The sequence below is a fragment of the Sphingomonas sp. SAFR-052 genome, from assembly GCF_051965015.1.
In the GTDB taxonomy this organism is placed as follows: domain Bacteria; phylum Pseudomonadota; class Alphaproteobacteria; order Sphingomonadales; family Sphingomonadaceae; genus Sphingomonas.
The window spans coordinates 61,698-84,018 of the sequence record NZ_JBQCMO010000003.1; the positions used below are offsets into that span (position 1 = coordinate 61,698).

The window sequence follows — 22,321 nt, forward strand, 5'->3', positions numbered from 1 at the left end:
TGGCGCCTGCGGCAATTGGCCGGCCGTTCTCCGCAGTTGCCGGAGCGATTGTCGGGTCAATGCGGTCCGGTGTTGTAGAATATCCGCAGCAACAGGATCGCCACTGCGGCGGCAACGGCAAGGTAAGCGAGAAGTAACTTGGACGGCCGCGACATTGGATTGCACCCGTGGCTGCCGACAGCATGGGCGCTGCCCGACGATGCCGCGACAAAGCCCGGTCGGGTCAAGCGTTCCCCGGACGGTGGCGAAAACCACCGTCCGCTATCCCATGCTAACGACGTTGGCGGGTGCGCCAGTGCAGGAAGCCGGTGACGAAGAGCACCGTCGGCATCAGCCCGACCAGCAGCGCGAGGATGCGGGTCGGAAGACCGCCGACCGTCCCGTCGTGCAGCGTGCGTACCCACGCCACGATCGCACTGCCACGCCCGCCGTGCCATACGTCATGGACTGCGAGTACGCGGCCGTGTCGCTGATCGAGGAAAACGTAGCTCCCTGGAAAGCGCGGATGCGGATCGCCGGGTAGCTGCAGCCGGACGCGGATCGGGAACGTCGCCCTGTTGGGCACGTCGACGAACACGATCCGGCCATCGGGAAACACCCGCCGCGCGGTCGCGAACGCAGCCACGAGCGATGTGTCGGCCGGTCCCGACGAACGCGGCGAGGGCAGCGGCCTCGGCGCGAACAGCGCGGCGTTGACCTCGGGCAGGGCCAGCAGGACACCGGTGCCGGTCAGGATCAGGAGCAGGCCCCCGCTCCACAGCCCGCCGAGCTTGTGCAGGTCGCGCAGGCGGCGGATCGGTGCTGCGCCCCGCTTGAACGCCAGCGCCTTGCGCCAGCTGCCACGCGGCCACCATGCGATGATGCCGCTGGTCAGCAGCACCAGCATGGCGACCCCCGACCAGCCGACGATCGCCATGCCGAGATCGCCGGCGAGGAGTTGCATATGCAGCTGGTAGAGCCAGCTCATCAGATAACCGCCCCATGGCTCGGCACGCAGGATCCGGCGACCATCGGCGGAGAACCACAGCATCGTCCGGTCGGCATGACGACCCGGTGCCGGATAATAGCGCGCCGGGATCGGCCCGCCCTCGCCCGTCACCTCCAGCGTCCATTTGCCGTCGGGATCGCTGCGCCATGCCCGGCCGGTCGCGAGTGCGCGGTCCCAGGCGGGGGAGCGCAGGTCGACGGTCGCCCGCTCGGTCCGGATCGCCGGATGCAGCGCGGCGTCGATCGCGGTGTAGAACACCAGCGCCGATCCGGTCAGCCCGAGCAGCGCGAACAACAGCCCGATCCCCAGCCCGAGCCAGAGATGGACGCGGCGGACCAAGCGCCGGGTTTGCGACATCCTGTCCGCCACGATCAGAACCGTCCCGACAAGGCGGCTTCGAACGATCGCGGCGCACCAATATAGATGTTGGTGGTCGGATAGCCCGAATATTCGCCGTAAAAGGCGTTGCCGAGATTGCGTCCGCGCAGCGTCAGCGTCGCATGCGACGTGACCGGCAGCGAAACACTGGCGTCGAATACGCTGTGGCCGGCGACGCGGATCGTGTTGGCGGTGTCGGTATAGAAGTCGCCCGCGTGCCGAACGAACGCGGCCACCATCACCTGATCAGCGATGGTATAGCGCGCGGCGGCATTCAGTGTCGTCGCCGGCACGTTGATCGGCCGGTTGCCGCGCCGGTCGGCCCGTACCCCGCCGACCAGTTCGGACAGTTCGTCATAGCGGGCGTCGGTATAGGATACGCCGCCGGACAGGTTCAGCGCCTTGACCGGGGTCAGCACAAGCGACACTTCGCCACCGCGCGACGACTGCCGCCCGCCCTGTACGGTCAGCGCCGGGTTCGCCGGGTCGCGGGTCAGGATGTCACGCTGTCCGATGCGATAGGCGGCGGCGGTCAGGGCGACGCGACCGTCCCAGGCGCTGCCCTTTACGCCGACCTCATAGGCATCGCCGCTGGTCAGGCGGAAACGGCTGTTGGCGATCGAGGCGAGCAGGATCGACGATACCGGCGACACCGCCGTCGTGAACTGGCCGTAGAGGGTGACCCCGGGGGTCGCTTCCCATGTCGATCCGATCCGCCATGAGACGGGATCGAAGCGCGGGCGGTTGCGATCGCGCGCGCCGGTCGCGTTCTGAATGGTGGTGCGGTCGAGATCGATATGGTCGACGCGCACGCCGCCGACCAGCAACCAATTGGGGGTCAGGTTCAGCGCATCCTCGGCGAACACCGACAGCTGGTGGAGGCGCGAGTCGAAGGTGACGTCGCTGGCGAAGCGCAGGCCCAGCGGCAGGATCGGGCGAACCGGATTGCGGACGTCGACGGCGGGAAGCGCGTCCGCCGCCGCCTGCCGTCGCAGGCTGATGAAGTCGGTGGCGTTCCGTTCGATGCCGATGCTGAACCGGTTGCGATAGCCGGCGATGCGACCATCATGGCCGATCACGCCGCGCGCGTTCCAGAAGCGATGATCGTGGCGGAAGTCCTGATAGGTCTGGCGGAAACTGCCGCCGGGAAAGGCGGCACTCGGCGCGACGAAGCTTTGCCCATCGGCCAGCAGGAAACTGCGATCGGCGGTATAAGCGGTCAGGTCGATCGCGGCGGTCCATCCATCGCCGATCCGCCAGTCCAGCCGGCCGCGGAACGTGGTCTCGTCGGCACCCGACCCGGCGCCCGCCGGATTGTAGTTCCGCCGCCGCAGCGCACCGTCGGCGACCAGACCATCGGCGGAAACGACCGCATCGGTCGGGCGCAGCGCGAACCGGCCGGGGATCAGCGGCAGGCCCTGATAGGTCGCGTCGTAGCGGTCCTCGAAATGATCGACCGCGATCAGCAGCGACAGGCGATCGCCCGGCCGCCACAGCGCACTGGCCGTCAGCCCGGCCGAAAAAGTCGCATTGTCATCAACATCGTACAGGCTGTCGGATCGCTGGTAGCTGGCATCGGCACGCACGGCGAGCGTCCGGTCGACCGGCAAATTCACCCCCGCCGCCGCGAAGACCGTGTCGAAGCTGCCGATCGAAACCAGCGTATCGAGCCGGCGTTCGCCCGGCACCGGCTTGCGCGTGACCTTGTTGACGACGCCCGCAAGCGCGCCTTCGCCGAACAGGACCGATGCCGGGCCTTTGAGCACCTCGACCCGATCGTAATGCCAGTTGTTGGTATCGCGCTGCACGACCGTCGAGGTCGAGACGCGGACCCCGTCTTGCAGGATCGACACCGCATTACCCGAAAAGCCGCGCAGACTGATGACCGCCGGGTTGCCCGGCACATTGCCCGACACTGCGCCGGTGACCGCCGCAAAGATTTCGCGCGCGGTGCGCAGCCCACGTCGCTGCAGATCCTCCTGCGTCAGGATGTCGACGCTGGCCGGCGTCTCGCGCACCGACAGGTTCAGCCGGCTGGCGGTATCGGTTGAAGTGTCGAGGTATAGCGGATCGCGCTGGCCGGTGACGACGATTGTCGCCTCACCGGCATCGCGGACCTGCGCCATGACGGGCGCAGGCAGGAACAGGCACGACGCCGCGGCGCCGCCCCATAAACGGATGGAAATCATGAAAGGCTCCGACGGACGGCAGGAACGCGCCGGCAACGGCACGTAACGGCGGGTCAGGCGAAGCGTGGCGGTCCGCGTTGCGGCGGTCGCAGATAGGCCGGTCGTACCGGTAGCGGTCGAACGAACGCCCGCCGCCCGGTGGCGAGCACGAACGCGATCAGCGTGACCAGCAGGATCGGATCGATCGCGCCGAGCGCCGCCGCCGACAGCCCGGTAAAGGCGCATGGCAGTTCGGCCTTGCCCTTGTCGGCTGGAGCGTGATGCCCGACCATATCGCCATGGTGCATCACCGGCTTGGCGGGCATCGTGCCGGGGCAGACCGTGATCGCGACCCGGCCATGGTCGATGCCCAGCATATAGCCGGTCGGCACGATCAGCTTGAGCAACAACGCCGCCACGCAAAGCGCCACGGCAAGGTGGCGTTGCGCCAGAAGATGCCGAACGATCCGCACCCGACCGGGCCTATCGCGCTATGCCACCCCTGTCACTCGGACATTCCGCCCTGGTCAGCAATTGTCGCTGACACAGGTTACGCCGCTGGAAAATCGCGGAAATCTACATCCCGGCCAGTAGCTTGTCGACGGTGATCGGATAGTCGCGCACCCGCACGCCGCATGCGTTATAGACCGCATTGGCCACCGCCGCACCGACGCCGCAAATGCCGAGTTCGCCGACCCCTTTTGCCTTCATCGGCGATGACAGCGGGTCCTCCTCGTCGAGAAAGACGACCTCCTGATGTGGAATATCGGCATGGGTCGGCAGATGATATTCGGCGAGGTCGTGGTTGATGAACCCACCGAGGCGTGGGTCGATCACCAGCTCCTCGGTCAGCGCCGCGCCCACACCCATCGTCATCGCCCCCAATATCTGGCTACGCGCCGATTTCGGGTTCAGGATGCGACCGGCCCCGAACACGCCCAGCATCCGCCGTACCCGGACCTCGGCAGTATCCGCATCGACGCCGACCTCGACGAAATGCGCGCCGAACGTCGCCTGCACGAACTTGCGGGTCAGGTTGCCGAACTCGATCCGGTCCTCGACCTCGATCCCCTGCCCGCCGGCCGCTTCGCCCAAAGCCACCGACTTGTTGCCCGACCAGACCCGGCCATCGGCGAAGCGGGCGGTGGCCGGTTCGAACCCGGCCGCCTCGGCGATCCGGTCGCGCAAGCCCACACAGGCGGCATAGACGCCCGCCGTCGAGCTGTTCGCGCCGAACTGCCCGCCCGATCCGGCCGAGATCGGGAAAGTCGATTCGCCCAGTCGAACGGTGACCCGGTCGAGATCGACGCCCAGCATCTCGGCGGCGGTCTGGGCAAGGATCGTATAGCTGCCGGTGCCGATATCGGTCATGTCGGTCGTGACCGTCACCCGGCCTTCGTCGTCCACGCCGACCCGGGCAGCCGATTTGAGCACGATATTGCCGCGATACGCCGCGGCCATGCCCATGCCGACCAACCAGCGCCCATCGCGGCGCGTGCCCGGCGTCGCGGCCCGCGCGTTCCAGCCGAACCGTTCGGCCCCTTCGCGCAGGCAGCCGATCAGGTCGCGGTGCGAAAAGCGCCGCTCGGGCTTTTCGGGATCGACCTGGGTATCGTTCAGGATGCGCAATTCGACCGGATCGATGCCGAGCCGTTCGGCCAGTTCGTCCATCGCCGCCTCGATCGCCATCATGCCGACCGCTTCGCCGGGTGCGCGCATCGCGTTGGATTCGGGTAGGTTCAGCGTCGCCAGCCATTCGTCGACGCGGCGATGCGGCGCGGCATAAAGCTGCCGGGTCTGTGCCCCCGCCCCTTCGGGACTGCCGCCAGCGACGTCGCCCGACCAGCTTTCATGGCCGATCGCCGTCAGCCGCCCGTCGCGCGTCGCACCCAGCCGCAGCCGCTGGATCGTCGCCGATCGGTGCGGGGTGTTGTTGAAGACCTGAGGCCTCGTTAGCACGATCTTTACCGGACGCTCGACCTGTCGCGCGGCGACCGCCGCCAGGACCGCATCGGCACGGACCCATAGCTTGCCGCCGAAGCCGCCGCCGATGTGATGGGCGATAATTCGTACCTTCTCCTTCGGGATGCCGAGCACCTTGGCCATATCGCGTGCCGCCCAGTCGACCATCTGGTTCGCGGTCCACAGCGTCAGTTCGTCGCCGTCCCACGACGCGATCGAGGCGTGCGGCTCCATCATCGCATGGGCATGATCGGGTGTCGTATAGGTCGCATCGACCTGTACCGGCGCATCGGCAAAGGCCCGCTCGAAATCGCCATGGACGTGCGAGGAATTGCGCTCGGCACCGTCTTTCGCGTCCGCCAGATCGAACACACCGTCGTCGGCGGCATAGTCGATCCGCACCAGCCGGGCGGCGGCACGCGCCGCTTCGAAGCTGTCGGCGACGACCAGTGCCGCTGCTTGTCCGAACTGGTCGACCTGCGGACCGGCGAGCAGCGGCAGCTTGTGATCGTCGCCGAGCGCCAGCGGCCCGGCATTGTCATGGGTCACCACCGCCAGCACGCCCGGCGCGGAGAGCGCCCGGGCGGTGTCGATCGCGACGATCCGGCCGCTGGCGATCGTCGTCGTGACGATCATGCCATAGACCATGTCGGGCACCGCGAATTCGGCAGCATAGGTCGCGCGGCCGGTGACCTTCAGCGGTCCTTCGATCCGGTCGGTCGGGCGGCCCAATATCCGCATCGCATCGGTCGGGTTGGGGCCGGCGGCCTCGGTGAACTTCATGACATGCTTCCTATTTCCGGCCGAACAGCTTTTCGATATCGCCATGGGCCAGCTTGATCCAGGTCGGGCGGCCATGGTTGCACTGGCCCGAATGTGGCGTCACTTCCATCTCGCGCAACAGCGCGTTCATCTCGGCGACCGACAGGATGCGCCCGGCACGGACCGAACCGTGGCAGGCCATGGTCGCGGCGACATGGTCGATGCGTTCCTTGAGCGACAGCGCGGCGTCGTGCGCGCGGATCTCGTCGGCGAGATCGGTGACGAGGCCGATGACGTCGCCCTGCCCCAGCACCGCCGGGACGGCGCGCACCAGCATCGCGCGCGGGCCGAAGCGTTCGAGCTCCAGCCCGAATTCGGCCAGTTCGCCGGCCCTGTCCTCCAGCGCGTCGCAGGCGACCTCGTCCAGTTCGACCACTTCGGGGATCAACAGCGCCTGTCGCGCGACCCCGCCTTTGGCCAGCGCCGCGCGCATCCGTTCGAGCACCAGCCGTTCGTGCGCGGCATGCTGGTCGACCAGCACCAGCCCGTCCTCGGCCTCGGCGACGATATAGGTCCGCGCGACTTGTCCGCGCGCCGCGCCCAGGGGGAATTGGGTCGAGGCGGGCGGCGGTTCGACCGCCACCTCGGCACGCGCCTGTGGCGGCGGGGCAAAGAAGGTCGGGCGCCGTTCGTGAAAGGTGAAGCCCGACGACGCGGTCGCCTCCGCCAGCGGGGGCAGCGGCAGCGCGGACGGGGCGAACGGCGCTGACGGACCGACCGGCTCGGTCGTCCATGCCGCCATCGCCTCCTCGGCGGGGCGTTGCACCGCGCGGAAGCCGGCATCGTCGAGCGCACGGCGCAGGCCACCGACGATCAGCCCGCGCGCCGCCGCCGGATCGCGGAAGCGCACCTCGGTCTTGGCCGGATGGACGTTAACGTCGATCAGATCGGGATCGACATCGAGGAACAGCGCGACCACCGCATGGCGATCACGTGCCAGCATCTCGGCATAGGCGCCGCGCACCGCCCCCGACAGCAGCCGGTCCTTTACCGGGCGGCCGTTGACGAACAGATATTGGTGATCGGCGACACCACGATGGAAGGTCGGTAGCCCCGCCACCCCGCCCAGCCGAATACCTTCGCGTTCCCAGTCGAGCCCGACCGAATTGGCGGCGAGCGCCCGGTCGGTCAGCGCCGCGATCCGTTCGGGCCGCGACTCGCCGGCCTGTACCCCCAGCACCCGCCGCCCGTCATGTTCGAGGGCGAAGGCTATGTCAGGCCGTGCCATCGCCAGTCGCCGGACCTGATCGACGCAGGCGGCGAATTCGGACCGGGCCGACCGCAAAAATTTCCGGCGCGCAGGCACGCGGGCGAAGAGTCCCTCCACCCGGATGCGAGTGCCCGGCGGCACGGCAGCGGGCCGATCCTCGACCACTTCGCCATTGTCGACGGTGCGCAGCCAGCCCTCGGCACCCGCCGGCCGGCTTTCGATCGCAAGGCGCGCGACGCTGGCGATCGAGGGCAGCGCCTCGCCGCGAAAACCGAGCGTCGTGACCGCTTCGATACGGTCGTCGGGCAGCTTCGAGGTCGCATGGCGTTCGAGCGCCAGCGCCATATCGGTCGGTCCCATGCCGCAACCATCGTCGCTAACCTCGATCAAGTCGATGCCGCCACCGGCCAGGCGAACCAGTATACGTTTGGCCCCGGCGTCAATAGCGTTCTCGACCAGTTCTTTCAGCGCGGAAGCGGGGCGTTCTACCACTTCCCCGGCGGCGATGCGGTTGACGAGATGCTCCGGGAGACGGCGTATTGACATGGGGGTCGCTCTAGCCCAAGCGGCGCCATCCCGCGACCCGCAACCGCCTTTTGGCAACCGACCCGAAATCTGGTCGGACGGGTCGAGGTACAAGCTGCGAACCGCCGCGTCGGGACACGCGGACAAGGACGGAAGTATCGATGGCCTTCTCGCGTTTCTTCAAGTTCATGTCGCATGATATGGCGATCGACCTCGGCACCGCCAACACGGTAGTGTACCTCCGCGGTCGCGGTGTCGTGCTGAACGAACCGTCGGTGGTGGCGGTCGAGACGCTGAATGGGGTCAAGCGGGTCAAGGCGGTCGGCGACGACGCCAAGCTGATGATGGGCAAGACGCCCGGATCGATCGAAGCGATTCGCCCGCTTCGCGACGGTGTGATCGCCGACATCGACGTCGCCGAGCAGATGATAAAACACTTCATTCAAAAGGTGCATGGCCAGCGTCGCTTCATCCGCTGGCCGCAGATCGTGATCTGCGTGCCGTCGGGATCGACCAGCGTCGAGCGCCGCGCGATCCGCGACGCCGCGTCGAATGCCGGCGCATCGCAGGTATGGCTGATCGAGGAGCCGATGGCCGCCGCGATCGGTGCCGACATGCCGGTCACCGAACCGATCGGGTCGATGGTCGTCGATATCGGGGGCGGCACGACCGAAGTCGCGGTACTGTCGCTGCGGGGCCTTGCCTATTCGACGTCGGTGCGCGTTGGCGGCGACAAGATGGACGAAGCGATCGTCAGCTATGTCCGCCGCAACCACAATCTGCTGATCGGGGAAGCGACCGCTGAGCGGATCAAGCAGGAGGTCGGCACCGCCAAGCCGCCGGCGGACGGCATCGGCACGCTCATCTACATCAAGGGTCGCGACCTGGTGAACGGCGTGCCCAAGGAAATCCAGATCAATCAGGGTCAGATCGCCGAGGCGCTGTCCGAACCAGTCGCCGCGATCGTCGAGGGCGTGCGCATCGCACTCGAGAACACCGCGCCCGAACTCGCTGCCGATATCGTCGATCAAGGTATCGTCCTGACGGGCGGTGGCGCCTTGTTGCAGGGCATCGACGAGGTGCTGCGCGACGAGACCGGCCTGCCGGTGACGGTCGCCGAAGATCCGCTGACCTGCGTCGCGCTCGGCACCGGGCGCGCGCTGGAGGATCCGATCTACAAGGGCGTCCTGCTCGCCGTCTGACAGAGGGGTTTGGGGGCATGGCGCCGCCGCGCAACCACCGTCCGGGTTTCTCGCGGCGGGCGCAGTATACGGTGTTCGCCGGCTATGTGCTGGCGGCGAGCGGTGCATTGGTCGGTGCCATCCTGCTCCTCATCTCGATCATCGATCCGCGCGCCTTTGCCGTGTTCCGCGGTGCGGTGCGCGAGGCGACGACGCCGGTCTCCACCGGGCTCGACTGGGTATGGGACGGCGTGTCGGCGGTGCCGCGCGGGATCGGCGACTATTTCGGCGCGGTCGACGAGAACCGCCGTCTGCGCGCGCGCGAGGCAGCGACGCGACGCTATCTGATGCAGGCGCGGACGCTCAACCGCGAGAATGCGCGGCTGCGGACGCTGCTCGCCCTGCGCGACCGGTCGGCGTCGCCGGTGGTCGCCGCGCGGCTGGTCAACAGTTCGGCGGGCAGCACGCGGCGCTACGCCACGCTGAATGCTGGATCGTCGCAGGGTGTGCTGCGCGGACAGCCGGTGCGCGGCCCAGACGGGCTGATCGGCCGGGTTGTCGAAACCAGCCCGAACACCGCCAGCGTCCTGCTGATCCTCGACCCAGAAAGCATCGTGCCGGTCCGCCGCACGCGCGACGGGCTGTCGGCGATCGTGGCGGGCCTGGGTAATGGCGAGGTCGAGGTCCGGACCGCTGGCGTGGTCAATGCGCCGTTGCTGGCCGGCGACGTCTTCGTCACTTCGGGCACCGGCGGCATCTACCCGCCGGGCATTCCGGTGGCGCGCGTGTCGCGCAGCCAGCGCGACGTGGCGCCAGCGCGGGTCTTTGCCGAACCGGACGCGCTCGACTTCGCGCTGGTCGAGCGCGCGTTCCTGCAACCACCGGTGCCGCGCCCGACAACCTCGCCCACCCCTACCCCCAAGCCCGCCGCCGAATGAAGCTGCTGGGGCCCGACGACGATCGCAACGATCGCGTCCTGACACGCAAGGCGGTTCTCAGCATTCTCGCCGGATCGCTGGTGACGCTGATCCCGGTGGTGGCGTCGGTGCCGTTCCTGCCGCCATTCGGGCTGCTGATGTTCCTCGGCTGGCGGCTGTTCCGGCCGGGCGCGCTGTCGGTCTGGGCCGCATCACCACTCGGCCTGTTCGATGACCTGGTGAGCGGACAACCGCTGGGCAGCGCCGTCCTGATGTGGCAGATATGTTCGCTGATGCTCGATCTGGTCGATACTCGGCTGGTGACGCGCGATTTCTGGCAGGACTGGCTGCTGGCGGGCGGAGCGATCGCGCTGACGCTGGCGGCGGGGCGGGCGTTCGCGACGCGGCTGTCGGCGCATGTCGACACCGCGTTGCTGCTGCAGATCGTGGTATCGGTGGCGTTGTTTCCGCTGGCCACCCGGCTATGTACGGCACTTGCGGGCCGTGAGGATGAATGAGCAGGATCGTCACCGAAGCCGCACAGGCGTTCAGCTTTTCCCGGCGGGCGATGGTGCTGGGCGGCGCGCAGGCGGCGGTCGGCGTGGTGCTGGCCGCGCGCATGGCGTGGCTGTCGGTCGCCGAGAACGAGCGCTATAACCTTCTAGCCGAAAGCAACCGCGTCAACCTGACCATGATCCCGCCGCGGCGGGGATGGATCATCGACCGGCACGGCGCGCCGATCGCCAATAACCGCACCGATTTCCGCGTCGACCTGATCCCCGACCGGATGGAGGATGGCGCGCGGGTGCTGGGCGAGTTGCAGCAATTGCTGGCGCTGACCGCCGAGGACATGGCGCGCATCCAGACCGACCTGAAGCGCGCGGGCAATTTCACGCCGGTGCAGGTTGCCGAGAATCTCGACTGGGAACGCTTCGCGGCGGTCAGCGTCCGCCTGCCTGAACTGCCGGGGGTCCAGCCGACGCGCGGCTTCTCGCGCAGCTACCCCCCCGGGGCCGCCGTCGCGCATCTAACCGGCTATGTCGGTGCCGCCACTGCCGAGCAGTTCAAGGAGTCGCGCGATCCGCTGATGGTGACGCCGGGCTTCAAGCTGGGCAAGGACGGGCTTGAAAAGACGCTGGAATCCGACCTGCGCGGGACGGCTGGGGCGAAGCGGGTCGAGGTGACGGCGCGCGGGCAGATCGTGCGCGAACTGGAAACCCGGCCCGACAAGCAGGGCAAGAACGTCAGGCTGACTATCGATCTCGGGCTTCAGGAATTCGCCGCGCGGCGGCTCGGCCCCAATTCGGGGTCGGCAGTGGTAATGGACGCGGTGACCGGCGACGTGCTGGCGATGGTGTCGATGCCGGCCTATGATCCCAACAGCTTTTCCGACGGCATCGGCCGGCTGGAATGGAAGATGCTGTCGGACGACGACCATATTCCGTTGATGAACAAGACGTTGCAGGGTCTGTATCCGCCGGGATCGACGGTCAAGCCGATGCATGCGCTGGCGATCCTGCAGGCCGGCATCGACCCGCATCGTCGGGTCAACTGCACCGGTGTGCTGCAAGTCGGCACCGGGCGCTTTCACTGTCACAAGCGCGGCGGGCACGGGCCGCTCGACATGGTCGGAGCGGTCGCGCAGAGCTGCGACATCTATTTCTACACCATGGCGCGCGAGCTGGGCTATGATCGCTTCGCGCCAGTGGCGCGCGCGATGGGGCTGGGGCAGGAATATGAACTCCCCTTCCAGTCGCAGCGCTATGGAACGGTACCCGACAGCGCGTGGAAGCTGCGCAAGTACAAGCAGAAATGGACCGTCGCGGACTCGGTCAACGCCTCGATCGGACAAGGCTATGTGCTGACCAATCCGTTGCAACTGGCGGTGATGGCGGCTCGGATCGCGCAAGGGCGACGGGTCGTGCCGCGGCTCCTGCTCGACACGCCGCACCGCCCCGCACCCTTGATGAACATCGATCCCGCGATGCTGGACACCGTGCACAAGGCGACTTGGGCGGTCATCAATGGTGGCGGTACCGGCGGGCGTTCCCGGTTTCAGGGCCTGCCCGGTATCGAACTGGCAGGAAAGACCGGCACGGCGCAGGTTCGCCGCATCACCATGGCCGAACGTCGCACTGGCGTGCTGGGCGACGGCGCGCTGCCGTTCAAGATGCGCGACCATTCGCTGTTCATCGGCTATGCCCCGGCCAACGCGCCGCGCTATGCGGTGTCGGTGGTGCTCGAACATTCGGGCCATATCTATACCGCCGCGCCGATCGCCAGCGACATATTGTCGTGGCTGTTCGACCGGGACAAGGCGATGGCGCGGCTCGAGCCGCTCGAGCGCGAATGGGGCGGCGACATCGATACCCGCATGGCGGCACAGTGGCGCAGTTTCCAGGCGGCGCAACAGGCACCGGTGCTGAGCGTCCCCGCCACGCCCGCCGATGTCGAGGGCGCGACGACCAATGTCGTCGACTCTGCCGTCGCCAACCAGATCGAACCCGACCCCGCCGTCGCCCAATCGAACGAAACCCAGCGCACCGAATGAAACGCATCAACCAGACGACCTCGCACGGACTGGGCTTCGTCCCCGCCCCGCTGGCGCAACTGCCGTGGCGGGTGCTGTTCCTGCTGCTCGCGATCGGCGGTTTCGGGTTGGTCGTGCTGTTTTCGGCCGCGGGTGGAAGTCTCCAGCCATGGGCGTCGCGGCAGGGCATCGCGTTTGCCATCTTCCTGCTCGCCGCGATCGGCATCTCGCGCATCCGGTTAAATTTCTGGCGTGACCTCGCGCTGCCGGCCTATGCGGTCATCACGATCATGCTGATCCTGGTCGAGCTGGCCGGGGCGGTGCGCGGGGGATCGCAGCGCTGGCTCGACCTCGGCTTCATCCGCGTCCAGCCGTCCGAATTCATGAAGCCGGCGATCGTGCTGGCACTTGCCCGCTTCTACGAACTGTTGCCGGCGGGTGAGATACGCCGGTTCGGTGCAGTCTGGCCGGCGGCGGCGATGCTGGGCGTGCCGGTGGTGCTGGTGATGCTGCAACCCGATCTCGGCACCGCGCTGATGATTACCGCGGGTGGGCTGACCGTCATGTTCCTTGCCGGGCTGCCGATCCGGTTGTTCGTCGGCGGCGCGCTGGCGCTGGCGATCGCCGCGCCGCTCGCGTTCAATTTCCTGCTGCATGACTATCAGCGCAACCGGGTGCTGATCTTCCTCAACCCGGAAAGCGACCCGCTCGGCACCGGCTATCACATCAGCCAGTCGAAGATCGCGATCGGATCGGGCGGGATCTTTGGCAAGGGCTTCCTGAACGGCACGCAAAGCCATCTCGACTATCTGCCCGAGGGGCATACCGATTTCGTGTTCGCGACGATGGCGGAGGAATGGGGACTGGTCGGCGGCGTGCTGCTCATCACCGCGTTCATCCTGCTGGTCCGCTGGGGCGTGGGTGTCGGCGTACGGGCGGAGGGGCGGTTTTCGAAGCTGGTCGCGGGTGGCCTCGCGACGACGATCTTCTTCTATGTCGCGATCAATCTGATGATGGTAATGGGGCTCGCCCCGGTGGTCGGCATCCCGCTGCCGCTGGTCAGCTATGGCGGGTCGGCACAGATGACGGTGCTCGGCTGTATCGGCATTCTGATGGCGATCGACCGCGAGAACCGCGAGCGGGTGCGGTTCTGACCGATATTTTCCGCGCGCACAAAAATAGGGTTTGCTTCGCCGCCAAGGTTCGCTAAAGGCGCCGCTCCAACGGCGGAACGGCCCCAAACCGATCCGCCCCATCGCGCAGGCGACGGACGCATAGCTCAGTTGGTAGAGCAGCTGACTCTTAATCAGCGGGTCCTTGGTTCGAGCCCAAGTGCGTCCACCACTTTTTCAATGACTTAGGCCTCCCGAACGATCCTCAAGAAGCCGCCTAGGTAACAGGCTAGGTATCAGCCGCTCGGTCACGGCCATTGCATGTCTACGTGACTGCGCTGTCGCCGAAGTGCCTCCAGGGCCTTCTGACGGCACACTGTTGCTTTTGATCTGAGATCGAGAATTGGCCTACGGTCCGCGTGCTTAACGTGACAGAGGTTCCACGCTCGGACCAAGGGCTTCGATGATCCTGCAATCGGCGACGGTGTTGCGGCTACAGGAGTCGATCAGCGCGTCCAGTTCGCCAGCGAGGGCCGTTAGATCGGCGATCTTTCGCGTGATCACGTCCCTGTGCTGATTTGCGATCACGTCCACCGCCACGCAGGATTGCTCGCGGCGGTCGGCGAGCCCCATCAGCTCGCGCACCTGATCGATCGAGAAGCCGAGATCGCGTGCCCGACGGATAAAGGACAAACGCCGGAGATGCTCGCCCTCGTAGGTCCGGTAATTGGTGGCCGACCGCGCTGGTGCCGGTAGCAAGCCGATCTGCTCGTAATAGCGGATCGTCTCGACCTTGGTGCCCGTTGCCGAGGCCAGTTTCCCGATCGTCAGTTTCTCAGACACAGCGCTTGACCCTCTAGCGACTAGAGGGTGCATATAGGCTGCCAGATCGATTCTATCGAGGTGGCGAACATGGCCTGTACGAGCTGCGCGTCCGACAACGCGGGCACCCTCAACGACCCGAAGTGGCGGCGCGCGCTGTGGATCGCGCTCGCCATCAATGGCGGTATGTTCGCAGTCGAGATCGTCGCCGGCATCACGGGCGGTTCGAAAGCGCTCCAAGCCGACGCGCTCGACTTTTTCGGTGATGCCGCCAACTACGCGATCAGCCTTGGTGTCGCCGGGATGGCGATAGCTTGGCGCGCGCGCGCAGCGATGCTGAAGGGAGCGACGCTTGCGCTGCTCGGGCTCTATGTCCTGCTTGCGGCGGGTTGGGGTGCGCTCCACGGCACTGTACCCCATGCCGAGGTTATGGGTATCGTAGGAGTTGCTGCACTGGTCGCGAACGCCTTGGTCGCGGTCATGTTGTATCGCTTCCGCAGCGGCGACGCGAACATGCGTTCAGTTTGGATATGTTCGCGCAACGACGCGATCGGCAATATCGCGGTGGTACTAGCTGCGGGGGGTGTCTTTGGCCTCAACAGTGCGTGGCCTGATCTCATGGTCGCCGTGCTGATGGCAGCGCTTGGGTTGTCCGGCGGCTTCCAGATTATGCGCCAGGCACACGGCGAACTGCGATCCGGGCCGACACCTGTTCCTTCGGATTACAGGCAGCCGTTACATGGGAGTCGTTAAGTTGCTACGGCGAAGGCCAATGCATCGGGTTACTGCCTTGTTCCTTTGTCTGATGCTCATGCTGTCGCTCGGGCTGGGATCGGTCGCGCACGCGACCGAAGGTGTGAGATGCGTTGATTTCACCGCCGCCAGCGCGCTTGAGCATAGCGCTAGTGACGGGGACCAAGTGCCGGCCGATGCTGACAAGTCCTACCCGCACCATCATGGTGGCTGCCACGGCCATCACATTGGTGTACCGTTTGAGGCAGGTCTCGTCGCCTCTCTAGATGGGCTGCCTATGGCGCATGGGTCTTGGAACCATGATCCGATGGTGCCGGTGCCTTCGGACCCAGCATTGAGACCGCCCCAAGCCTGACGGGCGCTTAACTCGCCGCACCCATCGCGTGCGGCATCCCAGGTTCGCCAGGAGTTCGTCACCATGTCCCGTATTATCGCGGCCTTACTGGCCGTGGCGTCGTGCGCATCGATCGCGCATGCGCAATCATCCGAGCCGGCATCGACCAGTCCCCCGCTCACGCTGGAGCAAGCGCTGTCGCTCGCCGGCGCAACTGCGCCTAGCCTCGAAGCTGCCACAGCAGGGGTGCGAGCGGCCGAGGCGGGGCGTACCGTCGCCGGCTACCGCCCCAACCCGTCGATCGTTGCTGAAACCGAGAATGTCGCAGGAAGCGGGCAATATCGCGGTCTGCGCAGTGCAGAAACGACAGCCGGCTTGTCGCTCCCGATCGAGCTTGGGGGCAAGCGATCCGCACGGATTGCCGTCGCAGACGCAATCGGCAATCGGGCGCGGGTCGGGACGGCGCTCGCCGAAGCCGATCTCCGGCTCGCAGTTACCCAGATCTACATTCAGGCGGCATCGGCCGAGCGCCGCCTTGTCACCGCGCGCGAACAGGCCGGCATAGCCCGTGAGGCACTGCGTGCAGCTGGTGTCCGCGTGCAGGCGGGACGTGCGTCACCGCTTGAACAGCAGCGTGCCGATGTGCTTCGCATCAACGCAGAGACCGCAGTGGAGCGTGCACAGCGGCTTGCCGAGGTGGGGCGAGCCAATCTCGCGCGTCGGATTGGTCAGCCCGTGAACGGGCCACTGGATCTCGCGTGGTATGATCGTGTCGAGGGTTTCGGACCTGCGAGGCCGATCGAACCCGCCGGCACGCTGGCGCTGGCCGCGGCCCGTGCTGACGCCACGACGGCAGAGGCACAGGTTCGGCTTGCTCGCTCGCAGCGCGTTCCAGACGTGACGCTGAGCGCGAGCGCGCGACGGCTCGAGGCGACCAATGATGTCGCCGCAGTTTTCGGGGTCTCCATCCCCTTTCCTGTCTTCAACAACGGTCGGGCAGCTATCGCCCAAGCGCGTGCGCAAAGCGATCAAGCGCAGGCCTTGCAGCGTGCCGCCAAGCTCGATGCGGCGCAGGACATTGCAAATGCTCAGGCCGAAGTGGCGAATGCCGCTACCTCCGCTCGCAATGCGAGCGGACCGGTACTGGCAGCGGCAGCCGAGGCCGCTCGCATCGCCCGGATCGGTTACCGAGAGGGAAAATTCGGCCAGCTCGACCTGCTTGATGCCGAACGAACCCTGTCTGAGACACGCACTGCCGCGATCGACGCGCTCGCCACTTATCACGACGCAAAAGCACGCTTGGAACGGCTCGTCGCTGCCGCGCCCTCGTCTGAGGAAAACGTTCAATGACAAAGATCATCATGCGGGCGCTGACGCCCGTGACCTTGGCCCTCATTCTTGCTGGATGCGGTGGAGCCGGCAGCAGCGGTGAAGCCGGAGCCGAAAAGACGGAAGGTGCCAAGGCCAGCGAGGCCAAGGAAGGTCCGAAGGACGTCGTCACACTATCCGCGCCGCAGATCGCCGACGCCGGGATCGAGGTTACCCGACCCACGGTAGGTGGCGTCGCCGGTGCGATCGAGCTGTCGGCAACGATCGAGGGTGATCCGCAGGGCGTACAGGTCGTGTCGGCATCGGTAGGTGGCCGTCTCGTCTCGCTGACCCGCAATCTCGGCCAGTCCGTTGGTCGCGGCGATCCGCTCGCCATTATCGAAAGCCGCGAAGCGGCGTCGCTCAAAGCGGAGGTAGAGGCCGCTCGCGCGCGCTCCGCCCTCGCGCAATCGAACCTTCGTCGCGAGCAGCGACTGTTCGCCGAGCGCGTGTCGCCGGAACAGGATCTCGTTGCGGCGCGGACCGCCGCCACGGAAGCCAGCATTGCGCTTCGCCTGGCGCAGCAGCAATTGTCCGCAACCGGCAGCGGGGGCGGTGCGCTCAACCGCATCGCGGTGCGCTCGCCGATCGCCGGTCAGGTGATCGCGCGCTCGGCCACGCTTGGGCAGACAGTCGCGGCCGATGCCGAGCTCTTCCGGGTCGCCAATCTGTCCAAGGTGACGGTCGCGACGTCGCTAGTGCCGAGCGATGCAGGCCGCGTGACGCCCGGCGCGCGCGTCGAGGTGACAGCCGCGGGTCGCCGTCAGGAAGGGCGCGTCACCTTCGTCTCTCCCGTTCTGGACGAAACCACACGCTTGGTGCCGGTGATCGTCACGCTCGACAATGGCGGCAGCACTTGGCGTGTCGGCGAGACGGTGAACGTGTCGATCCTCGTTCCCGCGACCGGGGATCGCACCGTCGCGGTGCCATCGGCCGCGGTGCAGATGATCGATGACAAGTCATTCGTCTTCGTGCGTACCCCGACCGGGTTCCGGGCGACACCAGTGACATTGGGGCGCACCAATGGCGGTCAGGTCGTCGTCACGTCCGGGCTCACCGGCTCGGAGCGGATCGCTTCTACCAACAGCTTCACGCTCAAGGCCGAACTCGGCAAGGGCGAAGGCGGGGACGAGGACTGAGCCATGATCGGTCGCATCGTCACCCTCTCCGTCGAGAAACGCTGGCTTGTCCTGCTTCTCACCGTCGCCGCGGCTCTGCTCGGGATCGGCGCCTTGCGCCAGCTCCCGATCGACGCTGTTCCCGACATCACCAACAACCAGGTGCAGATCAACGTCGTCGCCCCTGCCCTTTCCCCCGATCAGATCGAGAAGCAGGTCGCGTTCACGGTCGAAACCGCGCTCGCCGGCATCCCCGGCCTCGAATATACCCGTTCGCTCAGCCGCAACGGCTTCGCTCAGGTCACGGCCGTCTTTACCGAGAAGACGGATATCTACTTTGCCCGTCAGCAAGTGGCGGAGCGGCTGCGGACCGCAGAGGAAGACCTTCCCGAGGGTGTGAACCCCGAAATGGGACCGATCGCGACCGGGCTCGGCGATATCTTCATGTGGACCGTCGAATACCGTGAGCTGGATCAGGTTCGCCACCGCAACGGAGAGCCTGGGCTGCAGCGCGACGGCAGCTACATCACGCCCGAGGGCGATCATCTCGTCAACGACGCTGACAAGGCAACCTACCTGCGTACCGTCCAGGACTGGATCGTCACCCCCCAGCTCAAGAGCACGGAGGGGCTGGCCGGGGTCGACTCCCTTGGCGGCTATACCAAGGAATACCTCGTTGTTCCCGATGTGCAGCGCATGGCGGCGATGCGCCTTACATTCCAGGACCTCACGACCGCACTGGAGCGCAACAACACCAGCGCCGGTGCCGGCGTCGTGAATCGTAATGGCGAAGCATTGGCGGTGCGTTCCGATGGGCGCGTGCGCAATGCCGATGAGCTTGCCCGCACCGTCATCGCCACCCGGGAAGGTGTGCCGATCCTGCTCAACCAGATCGCGACCATTCGGACCGGTCAGGCTCTCCGCATGGGTTCGGCGTCCGAGAATGGTCGCGAGGTGGTGGTCGGGACTGCAGTTATGCGGATCGGCGAGAATAGCCGCACTGTCTCAACCGGGGTGGCGGAACGCCTGACGGAAATCGGCAGATCGCTGCCGGTCGATGTGGTTGTGAAGCCCGTCATGAACCGGACCGAGCTGGTGAACTCCACCATCTCTACGGTTGCTCGCAACCTCGCCGAAGGCGCGGTGCTGGTCATCGTCGTGTTGTTCGCACTTCTAGGAAATTTCCGGGCGGCGCTGATCGCGGCATTCGTCATCCCGATCACGATGCTGCTCACCAGCATCGGCATGTTGGAGGCCGGCGTTTCGGCAAATCTGATGAGCCTGGGCGCGCTCGATTTTGGCCTGATCGTCGATGGTGCCGTCATCATCGTCGAGAATGCATTGCGGCGTCTCGCGGAAGCGCAGCATGGCCGTGACGGCGTTCTGACATTGGCGCAGCGGCTTGAACTGGTGGCGGCCTCGGCTCGTGAAATGATCCGTCCGTCCGTTTACGGTCAAGCGATCATCATCCTCGTCTATGCGCCCTTGCTCACCTTCACCGGTGTCGAGGGCAAGATGTTCGAGCCAATGGCACTCACCGTCATCATCGCGCTCGTGTTCGCCTTTATCCTCTCGCTAACCTTCGTGCCCGCAGCGATCGCCATTTGGCTGAGCAAGCGTGTGGAGGAGAAGGAAAGCCGGGCCGTGATGTTCCTCCGGCAGCGCTACGAACCGGGCCTCGATGCAGCGATGCGGCGCCCGACGTTGACCATGGGTGTCGCGGTGGGGGCTCTGGCACTCGCGGCGGCTGCCTTTACGACTTTGGGGCAGGAGTTCCTGCCCCAGCTCGACGAAGGTAATATCCTCGTGCAGGCTGTACGTATTCCCGGTACGTCGGTCGACCAGAGTCAGGCCATGCAGTTCCAGGTGGAAAAGGCTCTCGCGAAGGCACCCGAAGTTCGTTTCGCCTTTTCGCGTACCGGCACGTCTGAGATCGCATCTGACCCGATGCCGGCGAACGCCACGGATACGTTCGTTATCCTGAAGCCGAAGAAGGAATGGCCAGAGCCGGATCTCACGAGAGAGGAGCTGATAGAGCGCTTCGAAAAGCGTCTTTCGACCCTTCCTGGCAACGCCTACGAGATCACTCAGCCGATCCAGATGCGCTTCAACGAGCTGATCGCAGGTGTCCGCGGCGACATCGCCATCAAAGTGTTCGGCGACGACTTCGGCGAGATGAATGCCACCGCAGATCGGATCGCGGGTATCCTGCGCCGCACGAGGGGCGCCGCAGACGTGCGGGTCGAGCAGACTGAAGGACTGCCGATGCTTGATATCCGGCCGAACCGAACCGCAATGTCGCGTGTCGGGGTGACCGCTGGCGACGTGCAGGACACGGTCGCCGCAGCAATCGGCGGAAGGCAGGCGGGCATCATCTTCGAGGGGGATCGTCGCTTCCCGGTCGTGATCCGAATGGCAGAAAGCGCACGGTCTGACCTCACGGCCGTCGCCCAGGTGCCGGTGCCGACTGCCGCCGGCGGCTTCGTACCGCTCTCGACCGTGGCCGATATCGCCGTTGTCGATGGGCCAAACCAGATCAGCCGCGAGAACGGCAAGCGGCGCGTCGTGGTGCAGGCGAACGTGCGCGACCGTGACGTCGCTGGTGTCGTTGCCGATGCCCGCGCAGCGATCGACAGCCAGGTTAAGCTGCCAGCAGGGAGTTACCTGGAATGGGGCGGCCAGTTCGAAAACCTCGCCTCTGCACGTGATCGCTTGGCAATCGTGGTGCCGATCTGCTTCGTCGTCATCATGTTCCTGCTCTACGGGGCGCTCGGTTCCGTTCGGGACGCACTGATCGTGTTCACCGGCGTTCCGCTAGCGCTGGTAGGAGGGGTCCTGGCGCTCGTGCTGCGCGGTATGCCGTTCTCCATCTCTGCAGCAGTTGGCTTCATCGCCTTGTCGGGAATTGCCGTTCTCAACGGCTTGGTCATGGTGTCGTCGATCCACGACCTGATGCGGCAAGGCATGGATCGAGCACTTGCGGCGCATCAGGGCGCACTAGCCCGTCTTCGGCCTGTCGCAATGACTGCTCTTGTGGCTTCACTGGGCTTCGTGCCGATGGCGCTGGGGCACGGTGCTGGAGCGGAAGTGCAGAAACCTCTCGCAACCGTCGTCATCGGTGGCCTGATTTCTGCAACGCTGCTTACGTTGTTTGTGCTTCCAACGCTTTATGCCCGTTTCGGCAGCCGCATGCTGCCGACCTCGAACAACGATCAGCAGGCCGCGCCTACTGGTGAGGAGATCCCGGCATGAGCGAGGAAAGCTTTGATCTCGCCACGGCCGAAAAGCGCCGGACGCTCTGGATAGTCCTGCTGCTCAATCTGGGGCTGGCGGTAGGCTTCGGCGTGACCGGCATAGCCGCGGATTCTAGCGCTCTGATCGCGAACGGCCTCGACAACGCCTCTGATGGACTCGTTTATATCATCAGCTTGCTCGCCCTTTCGCGCTCACAGGCCTGGAAACGAGGGGCAGCGCTGACATCGGGCGTCTTGCTGCTGCTCTTCGCCGCTGGTGTGCTGTTTGATGCCGGGCGGCGCTACTTTTCGGGAAGCGAACCGCTCGGCCCCACGATGATCGGGATGGCGATCGTCGCGGCGCTCGTGAACGGGGTCTGTTTGTGGCTGCTGAAGCGGTTGCGCGAGCCCGACGTGAATATGCGAGCGGCCACGACCTTCAGCCTCAACGACTTCGTATCTAACGGCGGCATCATCCTAGCCGGCGTGATCGTCCTTTGGACTGGGCAGAACTGGCCGGACCTCGTCGTTGGCGTTGCTGTCGCCGCCATCGCGGTGAAAGGCGGCCTGGAGATCCTGCATGATGCCCGCTCCGACGCGGATACAGAAGATACGGATCAGTGAGCGCCGGTCATGACCATGGCGAACACGCCCACGCGACACCGGGCACCGGCATCCTTGAGACCTTAGGTGACAACGGGAAAGGGGCGGCGCTGGACGGAGGAGGCCGATGCGGAGCTCCGCCAGCGCGTGGCCGCCAGACAAACTCTAGCGACGATTGCGAAGGGATGAGACGTACGGTGGATGGGGTCCGTGGACGGGCTGCTCTTTTTTCGAATTACCCTGCCCTCGCCAACGCGGCCTTGCGAGACACGGTAAAGCATGGGTCGAGGTCGAAGC

General features: G+C 66.0%; 16 protein-coding genes and 1 tRNA gene. 11 read left to right on the forward strand and 6 right to left on the reverse strand.

Annotated elements, in window-relative coordinates; translation table 11 throughout:
• Window positions 1-271: 271 nt before the first annotated feature.
• The 5 genes from ACTHQV_RS06045 to mutL all read right to left on the reverse strand — a co-directional run bounded on the left by ACTHQV_RS06045 (window position 272) and on the right by mutL (window position 8,074).
• A complete protein-coding gene (locus tag ACTHQV_RS06045; protein WP_440488975.1) occupies window positions 272-1,345 on the reverse strand; it encodes a PepSY-associated TM helix domain-containing protein in 1,074 nt (357 codons plus the stop codon).
• 14 nt (window positions 1,346-1,359) lie between these two features.
• Window positions 1,360-3,555, reverse strand: coding sequence for a TonB-dependent receptor (locus tag ACTHQV_RS06050; RefSeq protein WP_440488976.1), 2,196 nt, complete (start codon window positions 3,553-3,555; stop codon window positions 1,360-1,362).
• Window positions 3,556-3,608: 53 nt separating this feature from the next.
• Entirely contained in the window at window positions 3,609-4,007 is a 399-nt protein-coding gene (locus tag ACTHQV_RS06055) for a DUF2946 family protein (RefSeq protein ID WP_440488977.1), read from the reverse strand.
• Between the two features lie 103 nt (window positions 4,008-4,110).
• Window positions 4,111-6,279: an aldehyde oxidoreductase molybdenum-binding subunit PaoC gene (paoC, locus tag ACTHQV_RS06060; protein WP_440488979.1), complete on the reverse strand. Its 2,169-nt coding sequence runs from the start codon at window positions 6,277-6,279 to the stop codon at window positions 4,111-4,113.
• Window positions 6,280-6,289: 10 nt separating this feature from the next.
• Window positions 6,290-8,074: a DNA mismatch repair endonuclease MutL gene (gene mutL, locus ACTHQV_RS06065; RefSeq protein ID WP_440488980.1), complete on the reverse strand. Its 1,785-nt coding sequence runs from the start codon at window positions 8,072-8,074 to the stop codon at window positions 6,290-6,292.
• 140 nt (window positions 8,075-8,214) lie between these two features.
• On the opposite strand from mutL, the gene ACTHQV_RS06070 reads away from it, so the two are divergent.
• The 6 genes from ACTHQV_RS06070 (at window position 8,215) to ACTHQV_RS06095 (ending at window position 14,025) form a co-directional block, all read left to right on the forward strand.
• Window positions 8,215-9,255, forward strand: a complete 1,041-nt coding sequence (locus tag ACTHQV_RS06070) for a rod shape-determining protein (RefSeq protein ID WP_056451917.1) — start codon at window positions 8,215-8,217, stop codon at window positions 9,253-9,255.
• Window positions 9,256-9,272: 17 nt separating this feature from the next.
• Window positions 9,273-10,172 carry a rod shape-determining protein MreC gene (gene mreC, locus ACTHQV_RS06075; RefSeq protein ID WP_440488982.1) on the forward strand — a complete coding sequence of 300 codons (900 nt, stop codon included), beginning with the start codon at window positions 9,273-9,275 and terminating at the stop codon, window positions 10,170-10,172.
• Window positions 10,169-10,669 carry a rod shape-determining protein MreD gene (gene mreD / locus ACTHQV_RS06080; protein ID WP_440488983.1) on the forward strand — a complete coding sequence of 167 codons (501 nt, stop codon included), beginning with the start codon at window positions 10,169-10,171 and terminating at the stop codon, window positions 10,667-10,669. Before mreC ends, mreD begins: the two co-directional genes overlap by 4 nt.
• Window positions 10,666-12,702 (forward strand): penicillin-binding protein 2, encoded by a 2,037-nt coding sequence (gene mrdA, locus ACTHQV_RS06085; RefSeq protein WP_440488984.1) that lies wholly within the window; start codon window positions 10,666-10,668, stop codon window positions 12,700-12,702. The genes mreD and mrdA overlap by 4 nt, the downstream gene beginning before the upstream one ends.
• The gene (rodA, locus tag ACTHQV_RS06090; RefSeq protein WP_440488985.1) at window positions 12,699-13,835 is read left to right on the forward strand and encodes a rod shape-determining protein RodA; all 1,137 of its coding nucleotides are present in this window, start codon (window positions 12,699-12,701) and stop codon (window positions 13,833-13,835) included. Before mrdA ends, rodA begins: the two co-directional genes overlap by 4 nt.
• A gap of 114 nt (window positions 13,836-13,949) precedes the next feature.
• A tRNA-Lys gene (locus tag ACTHQV_RS06095) sits at window positions 13,950-14,025 on the forward strand.
• A 191-nt stretch (window positions 14,026-14,216) separates the two neighbouring features.
• Here ACTHQV_RS06095 and ACTHQV_RS06100 read toward each other — a convergent pair.
• Window positions 14,217-14,636 carry a MerR family transcriptional regulator gene (locus ACTHQV_RS06100; protein WP_440488986.1) on the reverse strand — a complete coding sequence of 140 codons (420 nt, stop codon included), beginning with the start codon at window positions 14,634-14,636 and terminating at the stop codon, window positions 14,217-14,219.
• 69 nt (window positions 14,637-14,705) lie between these two features.
• Here ACTHQV_RS06100 and ACTHQV_RS06105 point away from each other — a divergent pair, with 69 nt between their 5' ends.
• From ACTHQV_RS06105 to ACTHQV_RS06125, 5 genes are all read left to right on the forward strand, one after another.
• On the forward strand, window positions 14,706-15,368 hold the full coding sequence (locus ACTHQV_RS06105) for a cation transporter (RefSeq protein WP_440489395.1): 663 nt from the start codon (window positions 14,706-14,708) through the stop codon (window positions 15,366-15,368).
• 418 nt (window positions 15,369-15,786) lie between these two features.
• Window positions 15,787-17,052, forward strand: coding sequence for a TolC family protein (locus tag ACTHQV_RS06110; RefSeq protein WP_440488987.1), 1,266 nt, complete (start codon window positions 15,787-15,789; stop codon window positions 17,050-17,052).
• Entirely contained in the window at window positions 17,049-18,209 is a 1,161-nt protein-coding gene (locus tag ACTHQV_RS06115; protein ID WP_440488988.1) for an efflux RND transporter periplasmic adaptor subunit, read from the forward strand. Before ACTHQV_RS06110 ends, ACTHQV_RS06115 begins: the two co-directional genes overlap by 4 nt.
• A gap of 3 nt (window positions 18,210-18,212) precedes the next feature.
• Complete coding sequence (locus tag ACTHQV_RS06120; RefSeq protein ID WP_440488989.1) at window positions 18,213-21,440, forward strand: efflux RND transporter permease subunit; 3,228 nt, start codon at window positions 18,213-18,215, stop codon at window positions 21,438-21,440.
• Complete coding sequence (locus ACTHQV_RS06125; RefSeq protein ID WP_145147222.1) at window positions 21,437-22,045, forward strand: cation diffusion facilitator family transporter; 609 nt, start codon at window positions 21,437-21,439, stop codon at window positions 22,043-22,045. Before ACTHQV_RS06120 ends, ACTHQV_RS06125 begins: the two co-directional genes overlap by 4 nt.
• Window positions 22,046-22,321: the final 276 nt, after the last annotated feature.